Below are 15,918 nucleotides of genomic sequence, written 5' to 3'. Positions count from 1 at the left end.
GAGCGGCGGTCATACGACACTCTCCTGTTCAGTGAAGCCGCACCGGTTGGTCCCGTGAGAAGGACGGTGCGGGTGAATGTGATCTCCATCGCGGGCCACAGCCCGGACGGGTGATCTGTTCAGGCGTCCGGCGTCCGAGAGTTGCCGCTCTCGGGCGCCGCCGCTTTTTCCTCGTCCGTTTTGGACTGTCGAATCCTTACATGATCATCGCTCGTCTCGATTCGGGCTTGATCACCCGAGGGGACGACGAACATACGCAGACTCTGTCGGCGAGTCCATACATAGCTCTGAATCCCGTTACAAATAGCGCTGATCCGAGAGGTCATCGGTGTTCATTGCGTCTCTGGTGCTCTATGAACCCTCCGAGTTCTTGCGGCACCTTATCCAAGATCGATAACCTTCCCCCTGTCGCATGCGGCGCCGTCAGCCCGCTGACCTGCTGGTGACCAGGATTTAAGCCCGACCCGGAAACATCGTCAACGTGGTCTCAAGCTGGTTTTACGCGCGTAGACCCGGCTTGGAACCCGCGCGCTGAGGTGGGCGTCCTGGCTCTAACTCCCCAATCAAGAAAGCGAAATGGTTCAGCCTGCAGGATGCTGGTCTTCGCTGGTGGGCGGGGGATCAAGGGAGTGGCGAGCCGGAAAGAAAAAACCGGCAAGTATTTGCCGGTTTTGAAACCGGCAAATTCCTGCCGGTTCTCTGTCCGATTCGCTCCTGAACGCTGCGATATCGTCGCCTGCCCGCTACCTACGCAAGCGTAGGAACGTGTGGCAGCCGTCACGTAAGTCCAGGGGCGCGATTCAAGATCGACTATCTATCTCGTACTCTTGAATGGAGGTCAGGGGAGGGCCGCCGCGCGGGGCGCGGTAGCCCTCTTTTTTGTTGCCTCCTCTCGGGGACCACACACCCTCCGCAGGAGGGATACAGAACAATCGAGGAGAAGTGGATGGGCGCCACAGTGCCCCTCCCCGCAGACCACGGGGACAGGGACAGGGCAGTTGTAGCCTCAGGCAACGACGGTGGTGAGAGCGAACCTGTGGTCACTCGACCCGGCCGACCGTCCCCCGAGCGTGGAGAGCTTCCGCACGCTGGGCAGGTCATGGGATTCGCCGGCCAGCTGCGCTCCTGGCGCAGGGCGGCTGGCGAGCGCAGGGGCCGCCGGGTGACCCAGGGGGAATGCGCCAAGGCGATTGACCGGTCCGAACGGTGGTATCGCGACCTGGAGCGCGGCGCCGGCAGGCACCGCCTCGACCGCAAGCAGTGCGACGATCTTGCCGACCTCCTGCAGCTCGACCGCGACGAGTTCATCGCGCTTCTGCTGTACAACAACCTCGGCACCAACACCGCGGCCGGTGGAGGCGTTGACTCGCGTGTCCGCACCGGGCTGCGCCTGCTGATCGACAAGCAGATGCCCTCGCCCACCTACCTGTGCGACGCCAACTGGAACATCCTCGGCTACAACCAGTCCATGGCGGAGTGGTGGCCTTGGGTGATGGAGCCGGGGGCGAACCTGATGCGCTGGGCCCTGACGAGCCAGGAAGCGCGAGCTCAGTACCACGACTGGCACCGGCACGCGGTGGAGTACGTCCGCATGCTCAAGTTCGCCCTTGCCGGGCGGGGAGACTCCGGCGAGCTGATGGAACTCATCGGCGACGTGTGCAAGGACCACGAAGTTCGGCGAATCTGGGAAACGTGCGGCGAGCTCACGGAGAACAGGGACGGGCATGTCTTCCGGATGAGCATTCCGGCGATGGGGTGGGAGCCCATCGACGTCGTCAGCCACGTGCTGTACCCGGCGAACTTCCCCGACTGCCGGTTCGTCGTCATCACCTGGTGGGCGAAAGAAGACGACGAGGCCGAACCCGCCGACGTGGACGCAGCCCTTGGCTCCCGGTCGTCAGAGGCCCATGGTGAGAAGTCGCAGGAGCAGCCGTCAGCTGCCGCGCGGCGCCGTGTCGCGCACGCCATCACGGGGCGCCTCTCCGTCCGCACCGCCGAGGATGCTGCTGCCCTCGCTGGCGATGACGGGATCGCGCTGCCCGTGCTCAGTCGGATGATCGGGCCGAACTGCCAGCTCACGCTCTCCCCCTCCACCCAGACGGTCATCTGGGCGGTCCAGGAAGCGGACGGAGAGTGGGGCATCAGCGAAGTGGGCGCCTATACGCTGATCGTCAAGATCCCGGATGCGGCCATGGTGGATGAAGCCCGCGAGGAGATGAAGCGCCTGACCAGGGCGATCCTGCCCGCCGACCCGAAGCAGGCGGTGGCACGGATTCAGGCACTCCTCCCGCAGCTCAGGAAGCGCATTCAGAATCTCGAAGAGGTGTGGCGGGACCTGTACGAGGAGGACCGCACGGTCCCGTACATCTGGAGCCCGATCGACGAGATCTGAGCGTCGGGCCACAAACAACCGCCGGCGATGGTCGACAACTCTGAGGAGGTCGGCCATCGCCGCTTTCGTTGTCAGTCTGGCCTCGGAGCCTCGGAGCGCGCCTATCGCCAGCGGCTCAGGCGGTCGGATGACGTCCACGTACACTCGGACCTGTGCATATGACACCGTCCGTTCGGCTGGGTCTGCTCGTCGTGATCCTGGCAGCGGCGGCCGGTTCCCTGCTCCTGTGGAGCCCCCAGCGCGTGCTGTCGCAGGGGTTGACCTCTGACACCCCGCCCGTCTGGGCGGGTATCGTTTTCGTGTTTGTGTTCGCGATCGGCACCCTGGCGTTCTTCCCGAAGCCGGTGCTGAACGTCGCGGCCGGGGTCCTCTTCGGTGCCCCGGAGGGGTTGCTGCTGGCCGTGGCGGGGACGACCCTCGGTGCTGTCCTCGCGTTCGTGCTCGGCCGAGGGCTCGGCCGTGCAGCGCTCCAGCCGTTTCTGAAGGGAAAGGTGCTGCTAGCCCTGGACCGGCGGCTCACCCAGCAGGGCTTCCGCAGTGTGTTCCTGCTGCGTGTCGTACCCGGCGTTCCATTCCCGGCGGTCAACTTCGCCGCCGCCTTCTCCGGTGTACGGCTGCGCTCCTTCACCGCCGCTACGGCGCTGGGCGTGCTGCCCGGTACGGCTGCCTACGTGGTCGCGGGGGCCTCCGCCTCGTCGCCGAGCTCGCCGGCCTTCCTGATCTCCGTCGGAGTCATGGTCGCGCTGACGGCGCTCACCGCCGTCTCGATCTGGCGGTCCCGGCGTGCCATCGGCACGCCGGCTGCCGAGAGCTTGGCCTGACAGGTCGGTCGCAGGTCGGTCAGCGACCCTCGCCGTCGCCGCTGCTGCCGCGAGGGATCCCTGTGCTTCATTCACCGCCGCTGGCGGGCGAGCGTGGACCCCACGACGCTATCCGTGTGTTTCTCCGGTGCGGAGCCCGATGCTCACCTTGGACCTCTGATCGGGACCGGAACGCTGCTGCTTGCGCTGCCCATAGCGGGTCCGGCCCTGGGGCTTGTAGGTCGACAGGGCGATCGCAAGCAGGAGCACGGCCAGGGCTGCGGCGGACTGTATGACGAGCTGGGTCCGCAGGTCGGTGAGGGTGTCGCCGGACCAGTCCGGTGCCGCGGCTGCGCTCGCGATGTGGCTGATGGGTGGCATGTGGAGGAGCAGCGCGCCCGTCGCGAGGACGGTGATCGCGAGCTTTACGGTCACCCAGTAGTAGCGCAGGAGGCCCCACGTCGTTCCGAGTGAGGACACCACGCCGGTCGCCAGGGATGCGAAGCAGAGCGGGACGATCACGTACCAGCCGGTCACGCCCATCGTGACGTACACCGACCGCACCGTCAGCGCATCCTGCGCGGTCAGTCCGGTGACGGCGAGGGCGAGGAAGACCGCGACCGCGCCGAACCAGCCGACGGAGGCGGTCACGTGAGCGGTGAGGGCGAGCTTGCGCACGCGCGGCGACATCGCCATCAGCCGTGGCCTCGCATGCCGCCGCCTGCCAGGTGGAGGACGAGGAAAGCCACGATGAGGATCGCCGCACCGATCAGGAGCGCGGTCATCCAGCGAGGCCGGGGAGTGTGCGGGGGAGGGGCCTGCTCGGACATAAGAAGACTCCGATGCGTACGGGAACGGCGGATGCTGTGCCGTCACTTTTTCGATACAAGTTGTCTCTGTCAAGTCATAGTGTCACGCTCACGTCGTCCCGTACATTGTGGGAATGCCGAAGCTGTGGAACGAGACGATCGAGGAACATCGCAGCGCCGTGCGGGACGCGACGCTCGACGCGACCGCCGCGCTCGTGGCCGAGCACGGCCTTATGTCCGTGACCATGTCGCGAATCGCGCAGGAGGCCGGCATCGGGCGGGCGACGCTCTACAAGTACTTCCCGGACGTCGAGTCGGTCCTCATCGCCTGGCATGAGCGGCAGGTCATCCACCACCTCGAACAGCTCGAAGCCGTTCGGGACCGCATTACCGACCCGGGCGAGCGGCTGCAGGCCGTCCTGGAGACGTACGCGCTCATCTCGTACGAGCGTCACGGCCACCACGGCGCCGACGTGGCGGGCCTGCTTCACCAGGGCCCGGTGATCACGCAGGCTCACCAGCGGCTCCTGGAGCTCGTGCGGAACCTCGTCGCGGAGGGCGCCGCGAGCGGCGTGTTGCGCGCCGACGTTGCCGCCGATGAGCTCGCCGCGTACTGCCTCCACGCCCTCGGCGCGGCGGCGGGGCTCCCGTCGAAGGCGGCGGTCCGGCGGCTCGTCGAGGTGACTCTCGCCGGGCTGCGGCCCGCGGACCGTCCCTCCGGGGACGGTACGTCGGCGACCTGGGATGGCGCGGGGCACGGCGACGGTCACCACCCTCGTCACGGCTCTCACTGAGCCGACCACGGCGAGCTTCGCGCGATGTGCGACAAGAGGTACAACACCCAGACCGAGGAGATCGGCAAGTTCGAGGCGGTGATCGCCGGTAAGCCGATCATCGTCACACCGGCCAGGGCGGCCTGGCCGCCACCTAGAACGGCGCTGGTGCGGCCGGCTGGCTGCGGCTGGCGTGGCCGAAGCGCTGGCACCGCAGCCGTGAGGCGTCGCGCACGTCGTCAGTGACCAGGCGCAGCGTCGGGCAGAACCGGTGGGCGCTAGCCACACTGGCGTTCTGGATCGTCACGTTCGCGGCTGCCAGCGTTCCGGTGCCTCTCACTGTGACCTCCGAGGCGGCATCGCTCGTGGCGGCGCCGCCTCAGCGGATCGGAGCCCCCACAGTGCCGCCGGGAGGCCGGACAGCGGTGGGCCCTGGCAGCACCTGCACGGGGCCGTACCAGCAAGCCGGTGGCTCTACCTGGATGCCGCTCCCGCGGGGCCGGCGACCCGATGACACGGCAGACGGCCGTACTGGCCAGACCGGGCGGCGGCTGCGAGCCGCGAGACGGTTTCCCGCGCCCCGCTCGGTGTTACGCGTACAAAGCCGGGCAGCCGCCCGCTAGAAGCACCCCAACGTATCGGAGGGCTGAACCATGACCACCGCCGTCAACGACATGCTCGACACCTATCCCGCGGACCTGGGCGGCGTCGACCGCGAGAAGCTCGCCCGCTGCATCGAAGAATGCATCGCCTGCGCACAGGCGTGTACCGCGTGCGCGGACGCCTGCATGTCGGAGGAGATGGTCGCCGAGCTGACCAAGTGCATGCGAACCAACGCCGACTGCGCCGACATCTGCACGGCCACCGCTGCGGTGCTTTCCCGTCACACCGGCTACGACGCCAACATCACCCGCGCGATCCTCACTGCCTGCGCCACCGCGTGCAAGGCGTGCGGCGACGAGTGCCGGCGCCACGCCGACATGCACGAACACTGCCGGGTCTGCGCCGAGGCCTGCCGCCGCTGCGAGCAGGCGTGCAACGACCTGATCGCCTCTCTCGGCTGAGCCTGCTCGGGCCCACGGGGTGCCCCGGAAGCTGGAGCGCTTCCGGGGCTCCCCCGTGTGCCGTCCGCGCCCAGCTCTTGCCGGTATCCCTCGCAGCCCGTCGGCGTCGCCGAGCCCCGGAACGGCCTTGGCAATAGCAGAACAGCGAGCTCCGCCGTCGGTTGGTGAGGCTGATCACACTGGAGGTGAAACCGGATCGCACTGGGTGGCGTCGTCGTTGATCAAGACTGTGGGAGTCGTTGAGACGGCGGACCCGCCGCGCACCACACGGCCGAGGGACGGGGAGCCGGCGGAGGACGATCGCCGGACGCCGCGGCCGACGATCCAGAAAGACTCACGCCATGCATCTGCCCAGCGCCACGCGCGCTTCCTACCGCACCGACCGGAAGCCGGGAAGCCTGAGCCGGGCTTGGTTGCCGCGCACCCGTGCCGGGCGTCGGCGAACCGCTCAAGCGGTAATGACGCTGTGTGTGCTGGCGCTTCTGCCGGCGACGTGGACCTTCACGGTGTCGGACGACCGGCTGCGGACTGTCGAAAGTGTGCCGAGCACCGATGTGGCGATGGTGTTCGGAGCGGGCCTGCGGGGCGGGGAGCCCGGCTCCTATCTCGTCCACCGTCTGGACACGGCAGCTGACCTGTACAGGCAAGGACGCGTCAAGGTGATTCTGGTGACCGGCGACAACAGCCGCCACGACTACGACGAACCACACGCGATGAGCATGTACTTGACCAAGCGTGGTGTGCCCCACGCGCGCATCGTCAGTGACTTCGCCGGCTTCGACACCTGGGACTCGTGCGTGCGTGCCAAGAAGATCTTCGGTGTCGACCGAGCGGTCCTCATCAGCCAGGACTTCCACATTCGGCGAGCGGTCGCCCTGTGTGAGGCAGCAGGCGTCGATTCCTTCGGTGTCGGCGTCCCCGGCGTTCGCAACGCGACCTGGTACTACAGCGGCGTACGGGAGATCATGGCGGCGGGCAAGGCGAGCTTCGACGCGGCCTTCCAGCCGGACCCCACATTCCTTGGCCCGAAGGAGCCGGCGGTGCGACGGGCCCTCACGGTTGAGCGATGAGTCGAGTCCGCGCCGGTTCCGCCAGCAGCGCCGATACCCCCTAGCCGTATGATGTTCGAGGAGTTCGGTGGTCGTCGATCCGTGCGGAGAACGGAGACTGAGGTGGCAGGGCGCTCCAGGGTAGCGACAGGGTGGGGCCGGTTCGTGCTCGCCGTCGCGTTGCTCGTGGGCATCGTGCTGATGCACGTCCTCGGCCACCCCGGCGACCATGCGGCCCCGACGCACTCGTCTGGGAAGCACATGACTACCACCACGCACGCTGTCGCGGCGGTGGAACATGTGGCGGCCGACGCGGTCCACGCGTCGCACCCGGATCCCGCCCATGGAGCCGGAGTCGCGGCCGCCTGCGTGGCGGTTCTCGGCGCCGGAATCGGCCTCCTCCTGGTGGTCCGCCGCGCCCTAGCACGCGGGTGTCGCGGGGCCGAGGCGCTGTTGCCGGCCGTACGGCTTGCTCACGCCCTCCGCGCGATACCGCCGCCGGCCCCGCCCAGGTCCCTCCTGACACGCCTCTCGTTGTTGCGCATATAGGCATACCGCCCGCTCCACATCGTGAGCGGAACATCGCCCTGTCATGCAACGACGATGCCAAGAGGTTCCACAGTCATGTCCCGATTCACCCGCCGCACCATCCTCGGCGCCGGTCTCGCCGCAGCAGGCACCGGTCTGGTGACCGCCTGCTCAGGCTCGATGAGCGGCATGGACCACTCCTCGGGCGGCAACGGCATGTCGCCGAGCGCCGACTATCTCACCCCCGACAGCAAGGAGATCGGCGCGACGGAAGCGCTGCGCAAGCCCGGCCCCGAGCGCAGGTTCAAGCTGACCGCGGTCGAGACCCGGCTCGATCTGGGCGGCGGACGGACGGTCCGCTCCTGGGCCTACGGGGACGATCTGCCCGGCCAGGAGGTCAGGGTCACCGCCGGCGACACGCTCGCGCTCACCCTGGCGAACAACCTTCCTGAGGCGACGAGCGTTCACTGGCACGGGCTCGCCCTGCGCAACGACATGGACGGCGTCCCCGGCCTCACGCAGCGCGACATCAAGCCGGGCGGCTCCTTCGACTACCGCTTCGCCGTTTCCCACCCGGGCACGTACTGGTTCCACCCGCACTCCGGTGCCCAGCAGGACCGCGGCCTGTACGCGCCGCTGATCGTCGAGGATCCCAAGGAGCCCTTGAAGTACGACAAGGAGTGGGTGATCGTCCTCGACGACTGGGTCGACGGTGTGGACGGTTCCACGCCGGACGCCGTGCTCGCCGAGCTGAGCAAGGGCATGGGCGGCATGGACCACGGAAGCTCTGGCGGTTCCGGCGGCTCCGGCGGCGCGAACGGTCACGAGGGCCATGGCATGTCGAACATGGCGATGACCACTCAGAAGTCCCCGTCTCCGAAGCCGTCGGGCCCCTCCCGGGTGCTCATGGGCGCCACGAGCGAACTCCTGGGCGGCGACGCCGGTGACGTCGGCTACCCGCACTACCTGATCAACGGCCGTACGCCGGACAAGCCGCAGACCTTCACGGCCAAGCCCGGCGACCGGATCCGGCTCCGGATCATAAACGCGGGCGGCGACACCGCCTTCCGGATCGCCCTCGGCGGCCACAGGTTCACCGTCACGCACACGGACGGCTTCCCTGTCGAGCAGACACAGGCCGACGCGCTCCTGCTCGGCATGGGGGAGCGCTTGGACGCCCTCGTCACCGTGGGGAACGGAACTTTCCCGCTGACCGCGCTCGCCGAGGGCAAGAACCGCACGGCCCTGGCCGTCCTGCGCACGGGCGGCGGAGCGGCGCCCGCCGCTTCCGTACGTCCCAAGGAGCTCAACGGCAAGGTCGTGCACGGCGGACAGCTGAAGGCGGCCGAGTCCGTACGGCTCGAGTCCGGCCGCCCGGACCGGACGATCGAGTTCAAGCTCACCGGCTCGATGGCGAAGTACGACTGGGCCATCAACGGCAAGAAGTACGACCCCGCCCAGCGCTACCCGGTCCGCAAGGGTGAGCGCGTCCGGCTGTCCTTCGTGAACGACACGACGATGTGGCACCCCATGCACCTGCACGGCCACACCTACGCGCTCGCCGACGGCGGCGCGCGCAAGGACACCTCGATCGTGCTGCCGGGCAAGACGCTCGATGTCGACTTCGACGCCGACAACCCTGGTCTGTGGATGATCCACTGCCACAACGTCTACCACGCCGAGTCCGGGATGATGACGGTCCTCGGCTACCTGAAGTAGGGCGACGGCCCGGCCCGGGAACTCGGGTCGGGCCGCCTCCAGCTCATGCTGAGCCGACCGGGCGGGCCTCGTACTCACCGGCCCGGCGCACGGCGGCCAGCAGCGCGTCCGTGTCCACGACCGCGCCCTCCTCGAACCGGACTGTGCTGCGTCCGGTTCGTACGTCGGTCCGCGCCGAGCTGACGCCCGGAATCTCCTCCAGCTCGTCGTCGATCAGCAGACCGCAGCTCGTGCAGTGCATGCCCTCGACTTCGAGGATCAGCTGAGGGCCCGAGCTGGCCGCCTCCTGCTTCTTCCTGCTGCCGAACAGTCGCAAGATCACGCCTTCTCGAAGTCGATGGAACCGGTCTGCATGCCCATGGCGCACGAGAACATGAGCTTCCCAGCGTCGCGCGTACCGAGGTCGATCACGGTGTCGCCGTTCCGTTCGACGATCTCCTGGACGCCGAGCTCGGGAATGGTGAAGGCGCGGGCGCAGCCGCCGGAGTCCTTGCCCCGGAGGATGAGCGTGGTGGGCAGGCCGGCCTTCGCCGTGAACTGGGTCGGGGTGTAGAAGTCCGTGACGGTCAGGGTGATCACCTGCCGTCCGGAGGCGTCGACGCGGACCGGTACATCGTTCGGCGCGGGCTCCTGGGCCTCGGCACCGCTGTCCGCGCTCTCCCCGGAGCTGGGCTCGGGGGAGAAGACCGGAACGGCTGCCGAGGTGTTCTTCGTGCTGCTGTCGAGGGCGACCCAGCCGCCGGCCTGAAGCCCGGACGCGACAGTCCACACGGCAACCGCGAGGACGACGACGCCGGTGAGTGACGCGAGCTGCCCGGAGAGCGCCCGGGTGGAGCGGCGGAAGAGGTAGCCGAGGACGGCGAACAGCGGAGCCGTACCGATCACGAAGCCGGCCATGACGGCGGCGCCGGCCACCGGCGAGCCGGACGTCACGGCGATCAGCTCCACGGACAGCGTGACCCCGCACGGGACCAGGACCGTGGTCAGGCCGATGAGGGCGGGCGTGGCCAGGGACTCGGTCTTGGCGCTCCGCCGGAACAGCCGGCCGAAGGAGGCGGGTGCCCGGGGCACGAACCGGGCCACTGCCTTGACCCCGAACAGGTCGAGCGCGAACAGCACCATCAGCAGGCCGGCGACGACGAGCATCACGGCCCGGGCACGGGGGCTGGGCTGGAGCACGTCGCCGAAGACGCCCAACAGTGCTCCGAGGAGAGCGTGTGAGACGAGCTTGCCGGCGAGGAAGGCGCCGACGGGAGCGAGCGCCTTGGGCTCCGGGGGAGCGGGCGGTGCCGCCTTCGTGGTCGAGCGGCGTGCTCCGGCCAGGGTGGCCACGCGGGCCGGCGCCGCGTCGGCGGAAGCGCGGCGGGTCACCGCACCGGCGAGCAGACCCCCCTGAACGGCGGCGCACGAGGCACCACCGGCGAGTAGACCGGTCGTGAGACCGGTGACGAGCAGGGTGAGGGACGACGGCATACGTCGAGACTCCTGAACGGCAAGGACGGCACGAGCGCACGGGTACGAGCGCGTGCCGAGATGGACGTGAGGGCGGGCGCGTCCGAGGAAGGGGTTTTCCGCAGACGGGCCGCCGTCAGGTCCGGCTGACGCAGAGGCGGGTCAGTTCAGGAGGCGAGGGGGGAGCGAGGGGCGGCGGGACACCGGAGCGGGGCGGCCCTGGCTGTGCGAACGCAGGAGTAGGCGCGTCTTCGGCGTGCGCGCAACCGCTCCGGTCGCCGCCGACCGGCGGAACGGACGGCTGGGCGCAGTCACTGACATTCGACATCGGGCAGGGCTGCTGGAGGTCGTGCGGATCAGAGACGGCCGGAGCCGTGCCGTTCTCGGCCGCGTGCATCCCGATCATCATCTGGCCCATGTCCATGCCCATGTCCATGCCCATGGACGGCATCGAACCGGTCATGCCCGGCATGACCATGGCCGGACGGGCCATCCCGGTGAGGCACAGCGCGACGACACACGCCATCAGCAACGCAGGCAGCAGCCTGAGGCGGGAGGGCGTGGCAGTCGTCACGAGCGGCATCGTAGCGGCACCGGCCAACCCTGCGGGCAGCGGACCGCTGGTCCGGCATGGTCAGGATGTGACCCCGCCACTGCACGTGGCACCCGGTTCCGGAGCCTGCGGCCCCTGGACGTGTCGGTCGAGGAAGGCGTCCACGCGGGAGTCGGAAGCGCTGCTCACACCCACCTGCTGCCCCCAGGCCGTGAGGACGATCGGCGCAGACTGCTCAGCGCGCGGGCTCATCAGCGTGTACGGCGTCTCGGTGACGCGCTCGCTCAGCGTCTTGACGTCGGCTGCTGTGGCCTTGTTCGTGTACGTCACCCATACGGCGCCGTGCTCCAGCGAGTGAACCGCGTTCTCGTCCCGTATCGGAGTCGTGTACACGTTGCCGTCGCAGTTCTGCCAGACGGGGTCGTGATCGCCGCCGACGGGCGGCGTCATCGGGTAGGCGATGTCACCGGTGACGTGGTTGCGGCCGAGGTCGGGCCAGCTCCGCTCGCCGGCGATCGGCGCGGCCGGCTTCCCTCCCGAGTCGTCGCTGGTGACCAGGTAGCCGACACCGCCGACCGCAGCCGCCAGAATCGCGGCCGAGACGGCGAACGTGGTGACCCGCCTGCGGTGCTCGCGGGCGCGTTCCGCTCTCCGCAGCTCCTCTGCCCGTGCACGGCGGGCGGCGGATTTTCCGTTCGAACCGGGATATCCCATGAGCGGCGCCCCTCCCGCGGCCGCGGCTTCCTCCGTTCCCATCGTAGGCGCGACGGAGTCGCCTCGGCGGCCCCCGTTGCCGGGGGAGCGATCGCTCAGGGGGCCACGCCGTCGACTGTCACGTGCTGGGGCGCCAGTCGAACGGGAAGTGCTTGCTCGATCCTCCGCGGTACGTGCGGGAGAAGGCGAACCCTTCGGCGTGGTCCGCGTTCACGACACCCCACGTCGCGACCTGGCCGGGCCCCACCTCGGCCCCGGGAGCGTTGATCAGTTGCACGCGGCGGTTGGGGTCCGAGGTGGGGCCGGTCAGGGCGGTGGCGCCCACGCTCACCTCGTCGGAGACGGTCGCGCGCCAGTACTGGAGATCTTGCGCGGCTTCGAAGTCGATCGGCGCGTATCGGACTTCTCGTACGTCGCTGATCAGGGAACCGAACTTGCCGGGCCATCCGCCGACGTTCCCCCGGAAGATCTCTTCCAGGGCGTCCCGTTGCGCCGGCGTGCCCTTCGCGTCGATGTAGAACATGACCGTCATGGTGGCGTCGGTGTCGTCGGCCCACATGTTGCCGGCGAACTCTCCCAGCGCGACGACGCCGAGGCCGTCCAGCCGTTCGTTGCCGTAGTGCCCTTCGTGGATGTGCCACACCAGCGTGAACAGGCAGGCGCCGTTCGTGGGGGCCTGGGCGAAAGTGCAGGGGCAGGGCATGGAGCAGCTGCACACGTCGAACCACTCGCCTTTGAGGTGCCAGTTCGTCTTGTCCATGAACTCCGGATCCCCGTTACCCCTAGGGGGTATGCGCGCTCGAAATCGCGTTCGCCTCTAACCGGCCACTCACCCGGTGGCCGAGTGCGATCGTCCTCATCCGCCGCCGGTACTCGTCGCCGTCGATGCGGCCGTGCACAAGGAGGCCGGTGCACCATCGTTCGGCGGCCGCCAGAGCGGCATCCCGCCCCCGCAGGCGCGCCAGGGGAGGACAGCGTCGCTCTTTCGTACCGCTTAGCCGCAGGATGTCGTACCAGACGGCGGCCGCGATGAGCGCCCCCGCAACTATGGCCAGAACGGCAACCACCACGGTCATCACCCCTGCGGTACGCAGCGGGAAGTTGCTCCCTTCATTGTCCCGCGCCGCGGGCCGCTAGGTGGCGAGGGAACTGCCCAGGGCGGGGAGTACGGGGCCAGCAGCGAGTCCGAGTCCCACCGAGATCAGGGCGGCCGCGTAGGCGACCCCTCGCGCCGATCGGTCCCCGTCGGTGAGAGCGGCACCGTTACCCCGCGAGACCGCGGGGCCGATCCAGCGCAGGTAGTAGAAGAGGGAGGCGACGGTGTTGATGGCGGCCAGGATCGCGAGCCAGGTGTAGCCGCCGTCGATGGCGGCGCTGAATGCCTCCAGCTTGCCGACGAAGACTGCGGTCGGCGGGGTGCCGACGAGGCCGAGGAGGCAGATGACGAGACTCGCGGCGAGGAGTGGGGCCCGTCGGGCGAGGCCGCGGTAGTCGGCGAGCCGGGTGGCCCGGGGGAGGGCGCAGACCACGGCGAACGCGCCCAGGTTCGTGACGGCGTACGCCGCCAGGTAGTACAGCAGGGCCGGCTGGGCGAGATCCGACCGCCCGGTGACGGCGACGGGCAGCAGCAGGTATCCGACCTGGCTGATGGTCGAGTACGCGAGGAGCCGTTTCACGTCGTCCTGGAAGAAGGCGGCGAGGTTGCCCAGAGCCATCGACGCGGCGGCGATCACCGCGACGACCTCCGGCCACGGCATGCCGCTGTCGGCGAGGACGGCCTCACCGAGGCGGAGCAGGGCGGCCAGGGCGCCGATCTTCGGGATCGTGGTCAGGAAGGCGGCGACCGGCGCCGTACTGCCCTGGACGGCGTCCGGCACCCAGAAGTGGGCGGGGACGGCACCAGCCTTGAACAGCACCCCGGCGAGGAGCCCGACGGCCCCGGCCGCGACGAGCCCCTCGGGCGCCTCGGAGAGCGTGGGCCCGAGCGATGGGTATCCGGTCGCCCGCCCGACCGCGTACAGGACGGTGATGCCGGCCAGCATCAGGACGCCGAGCAGCGCGCCGACCACGTAGTACTTGAGGGCCGCCTCGGTGCCCGGGCCGTCCTTCCGGAAGCCGGCGAGCGTGTACGCGGGGATGCTCGCCAAGAGGTATCCGGCGGAGAGCAGCAGCAGGTCTTGGGCGCCGGCCATGACCAACGCGCCGAGGGCGGACAGCTGGAGGAGGACGTACGTCTCGCTCTCACGCGCGTGGGCGTGGAACGGCCTCGCGAAGAGGGCAAGGACGAGCAGGACGGCGGCCAGGACGACGATCCGGGACGTGCTGGTGACCGGGTCGACGGTGAACGCCTCGCCGAACGCGGTCACGTCGGGGCGTGCCGCGGCGACGGCTGTCGCCACGATGCCGGCGCTCGCGGCCACCGCCGCGAGCAGCCCCACCAGCCACTGCCTGCGGCGCGGCAGCCAGGCGCCGAGGAGCAGTCCGAGCACGGCCGAGGCGGCGAGCAGTACCTCGGGAAGGATGTCGAGCGGGTTCTCGTTCATCTCGCTCATGACGTTCATCGGGCGAGCTGCTCCAGGACCGTGCGGGAGGCCGGTTCGATGACGTCGAGGAGGAAGCGTGGCGCGACGCCGAGGATCACGGCGAGGACGAGGAGCGGGAGGATGCCCGCGTACTCGTGGGCCCGCACGTCCGGGAACGCGCGTGGCGTACCGGGTGCGTCCGGCAGTCGCAGCGGCCCCATGAGGATCTGCCGCAACGCGCGCAGGAACAGCCCGGCGGTGAGCAGGATGCCGAGTACGGACAAGGCGGTGGCGAGCGGCCTCGGCCCGAGGGAGCCGGTGAAGATCTGGAACTCCGCGATGAAGCCGGAAAAGCCGGGAAGCCCGAGGGACGCGAAGGCCGCCGCGCCGGTGAGGGCCGCGAAGACGGGCGCGGTGGCGGCGAGACCGCCGTATGCACTCATCTCGTACGTCCGTCCCCGCTCGTACAGGACGCCGGCAAGCAGGAACAGGGCTCCGGTGATCAGGCCGTGGCTGACCATCTGGGTGACCGAGCCGGTGATCGCGAGCGAGCGGGCCTGGGCGGAGGTGTCGGCGGTCGCGGCGGCCGCGCCGACCGCCAGGATGATGTAGCCCATGTGGTTGACGGAGGTGTACGCCACCATCCGTTTGAAGTCGGTCTGGGCGAGCGCCACCAGGGCGCCGTGGAGGACGGAAACGACGCCGACCACGACCAGCACGATGGCGAACCGGCGCCAGGCGTCCGGCAGCAGGGGCATGGCGATGCGGAGGAATCCGTACGTTCCCATCTTCAGGAGCACCCCCGCGAGGATCGCGGATCCGGCCGCCGGTGCTTCGGTGTGGGCCGGTGGCAGCCAGGTGTGGAAGGGGACCGTCGGCGTCTTCACGGCGAGTCCGATCACGACGGCGAGCAGGACGAGGGCGGCGTAGGTGGAGCGGCCGGCGAGGGGGTTCTGCCGGGTCAGGTCGACGATGTCGAAGGTGTGCGGGGCAGCGGCCAGGTAGAGGCCGATGAAGCCGAGGAGCAGCGCGAGCGAGCCGATGAACGTGTAGAGGAAGAACTTCAGCGCCGCCCGCTTCGCGTCGCGGTGGCCCCACCCGGCGATGATGAAGAACATCGCCACGATCGACAGGTCGAAGAAGACGAAGAACAGGATGAGGTCGAGGGAGACGAATAGCCCCAGGCACGTGGTCTGGAGGAAGAGGAAGAGTGCGGCGAACTCCCGGAAGCGTCGGTTCTCGCGGAGCGAGTAGAGGGCGCAGGCGAGGAACAGGATGCAGGTGAGGGCGAGCAGCGGTAGGGACAGGCCGTCGATGCCGATGTGGTAACTGACGCCTGCGTTGGGGATCCACCGGGCCTGCAGCTCGTGTTGGATGCCGCCCCCGGTCCGGTAGCCGGCCCACAGGGCGACGACGAGACCGAGCTCGGCGGCGGCCGTCGCCACCCAGACAGCGCGCAGCGCCCGTACGGGGATACGGGAGGGGAGCGCGAGGAGCAGCAGGGCGACCGCGGTCGGGGCGAAGACGAGGGCGGTGAGCAACG

Annotated in this window: 15 protein-coding genes; 7 read left to right on the top strand and 8 right to left on the bottom strand. The window is 69.1% G+C overall.

Annotation, left to right across the window (positions count from 1 at the left end; translation table 11 throughout):
* Positions 1 to 1,162: 1,162 nt before the first annotated feature.
* On the top strand, positions 1,163 to 2,392 hold the full coding sequence (locus ABD954_RS05565) for an MmyB family transcriptional regulator (protein WP_345484641.1): 1,230 nt from the start codon (positions 1,163 to 1,165) through the stop codon (positions 2,390 to 2,392).
* Between the two features lie 158 nt (positions 2,393 to 2,550).
* Positions 2,551 to 3,213, top strand: coding sequence for a TVP38/TMEM64 family protein (locus tag ABD954_RS05560; RefSeq protein WP_345491979.1), 663 nt, complete (start codon positions 2,551 to 2,553; stop codon positions 3,211 to 3,213).
* 108 nt (positions 3,214 to 3,321) lie between these two features.
* Here the strand turns inward: ABD954_RS05560 and ABD954_RS05555 are convergent, their stop codons facing one another.
* Entirely contained in the window at positions 3,322 to 3,888 is a 567-nt protein-coding gene (locus tag ABD954_RS05555; protein WP_345484640.1) for a hypothetical protein, read from the bottom strand.
* A gap of 247 nt (positions 3,889 to 4,135) precedes the next feature.
* Between ABD954_RS05555 and ABD954_RS05550 the strand changes: the two genes are divergently transcribed.
* The 5 genes from ABD954_RS05550 to ABD954_RS05535 all read left to right on the top strand — a co-directional run bounded on the left by ABD954_RS05550 (position 4,136) and on the right by ABD954_RS05535 (position 9,134).
* A complete protein-coding gene (locus tag ABD954_RS05550) occupies positions 4,136 to 4,795 on the top strand; it encodes a TetR/AcrR family transcriptional regulator (protein ID WP_345484639.1) in 660 nt (219 codons plus the stop codon).
* A gap of 632 nt (positions 4,796 to 5,427) precedes the next feature.
* Positions 5,428 to 5,838, top strand: a complete 411-nt coding sequence (locus ABD954_RS05545) for a four-helix bundle copper-binding protein (protein WP_345484638.1) — start codon at positions 5,428 to 5,430, stop codon at positions 5,836 to 5,838.
* A 341-nt stretch (positions 5,839 to 6,179) separates the two neighbouring features.
* Complete coding sequence (locus ABD954_RS05540) at positions 6,180 to 6,908, top strand: SanA/YdcF family protein (RefSeq protein WP_345484637.1); 729 nt, start codon at positions 6,180 to 6,182, stop codon at positions 6,906 to 6,908.
* A gap of 48 nt (positions 6,909 to 6,956) precedes the next feature.
* On the top strand, positions 6,957 to 7,436 hold the full coding sequence (locus ABD954_RS33560) for a DUF6153 family protein (protein ID WP_425584029.1): 480 nt from the start codon (positions 6,957 to 6,959) through the stop codon (positions 7,434 to 7,436).
* Positions 7,437 to 7,511: 75 nt separating this feature from the next.
* On the top strand, positions 7,512 to 9,134 hold the full coding sequence (locus ABD954_RS05535) for a multicopper oxidase family protein (protein ID WP_345484636.1): 1,623 nt from the start codon (positions 7,512 to 7,514) through the stop codon (positions 9,132 to 9,134).
* Between the two features lie 43 nt (positions 9,135 to 9,177).
* On the opposite strand, the gene ABD954_RS05530 is transcribed toward ABD954_RS05535, so the two are convergent.
* From ABD954_RS05530 to ABD954_RS05500, 7 genes are all read right to left on the bottom strand, one after another.
* Positions 9,178 to 9,456 (bottom strand): heavy-metal-associated domain-containing protein, encoded by a 279-nt coding sequence (locus ABD954_RS05530; protein WP_345484635.1) that lies wholly within the window; start codon positions 9,454 to 9,456, stop codon positions 9,178 to 9,180.
* Positions 9,453 to 10,607, bottom strand: a complete 1,155-nt coding sequence (locus ABD954_RS05525) for a sulfite exporter TauE/SafE family protein (protein WP_345484634.1) — start codon at positions 10,605 to 10,607, stop codon at positions 9,453 to 9,455. Before ABD954_RS05525 ends, ABD954_RS05530 begins: the two co-directional genes overlap by 4 nt.
* A gap of 115 nt (positions 10,608 to 10,722) precedes the next feature.
* Positions 10,723 to 11,160, bottom strand: a complete 438-nt coding sequence (locus ABD954_RS05520; protein ID WP_345484633.1) for a hypothetical protein — start codon at positions 11,158 to 11,160, stop codon at positions 10,723 to 10,725.
* A 60-nt stretch (positions 11,161 to 11,220) separates the two neighbouring features.
* Positions 11,221 to 11,853: a thioredoxin-like domain-containing protein gene (locus ABD954_RS05515; protein ID WP_345484632.1), complete on the bottom strand. Its 633-nt coding sequence runs from the start codon at positions 11,851 to 11,853 to the stop codon at positions 11,221 to 11,223.
* A gap of 118 nt (positions 11,854 to 11,971) precedes the next feature.
* Complete coding sequence (locus ABD954_RS05510; RefSeq protein WP_345484631.1) at positions 11,972 to 12,613, bottom strand: DUF1326 domain-containing protein; 642 nt, start codon at positions 12,611 to 12,613, stop codon at positions 11,972 to 11,974.
* A 373-nt stretch (positions 12,614 to 12,986) separates the two neighbouring features.
* A complete protein-coding gene (locus tag ABD954_RS05505) occupies positions 12,987 to 14,405 on the bottom strand; it encodes an NADH-quinone oxidoreductase subunit N (protein ID WP_345484630.1) in 1,419 nt (472 codons plus the stop codon).
* Positions 14,406 to 14,410: 5 nt separating this feature from the next.
* Positions 14,411 to 15,916 carry a complex I subunit 4 family protein gene (locus ABD954_RS05500; protein ID WP_345484629.1) on the bottom strand — a complete coding sequence of 502 codons (1,506 nt, stop codon included), beginning with the start codon at positions 15,914 to 15,916 and terminating at the stop codon, positions 14,411 to 14,413.
* Between the last annotated feature and the right edge of the window lie 2 nt (positions 15,917 to 15,918).

The sequence above is a fragment of the Streptomyces roseoviridis genome (assembly GCF_039535235.1).
GTDB classification, from domain to species: Bacteria; Actinomycetota; Actinomycetes; order Streptomycetales; family Streptomycetaceae; genus Streptomyces; species Streptomyces roseoviridis.
The sequence above is the reverse complement of the archived record's forward strand: the minus strand, read 5'-3'. Positions and strand labels throughout refer to the sequence as shown.

Bases quoted from the DNA above. Each gene is read 5' to 3' on its own strand.
- ABD954_RS05560 (WP_345491979.1), top strand. From the start codon at position 2,551: ATGACACCGTCCGTTCGGCTGGGTCTGCTCGTCGTGATCCTGGCAGCG.
- ABD954_RS05555 (WP_345484640.1), bottom strand. From the start codon at position 3,888: ATGGCGATGTCGCCGCGCGTGCGCAAGCTCGCCCTCACCGCTCACGTG.
- ABD954_RS05550 (WP_345484639.1), top strand. From the start codon at position 4,136: ATGCCGAAGCTGTGGAACGAGACGATCGAGGAACATCGCAGCGCCGTG.
- ABD954_RS05545 (WP_345484638.1), top strand. From the start codon at position 5,428: ATGACCACCGCCGTCAACGACATGCTCGACACCTATCCCGCGGACCTG.
- ABD954_RS05540 (WP_345484637.1), top strand. From the start codon at position 6,180: ATGCATCTGCCCAGCGCCACGCGCGCTTCCTACCGCACCGACCGGAAG.
- ABD954_RS33560 (WP_425584029.1), top strand. From the start codon at position 6,957: ATGATGTTCGAGGAGTTCGGTGGTCGTCGATCCGTGCGGAGAACGGAG.
- ABD954_RS05535 (WP_345484636.1), top strand. From the start codon at position 7,512: ATGTCCCGATTCACCCGCCGCACCATCCTCGGCGCCGGTCTCGCCGCA.
- ABD954_RS05525 (WP_345484634.1), bottom strand. From the start codon at position 10,607: ATGCCGTCGTCCCTCACCCTGCTCGTCACCGGTCTCACGACCGGTCTA.
- ABD954_RS05515 (WP_345484632.1), bottom strand. From the start codon at position 11,853: ATGGGATATCCCGGTTCGAACGGAAAATCCGCCGCCCGCCGTGCACGG.
- ABD954_RS05510 (WP_345484631.1), bottom strand. From the start codon at position 12,613: ATGGACAAGACGAACTGGCACCTCAAAGGCGAGTGGTTCGACGTGTGC.
- ABD954_RS05505 (WP_345484630.1), bottom strand. From the start codon at position 14,405: ATGAGCGAGATGAACGAGAACCCGCTCGACATCCTTCCCGAGGTACTG.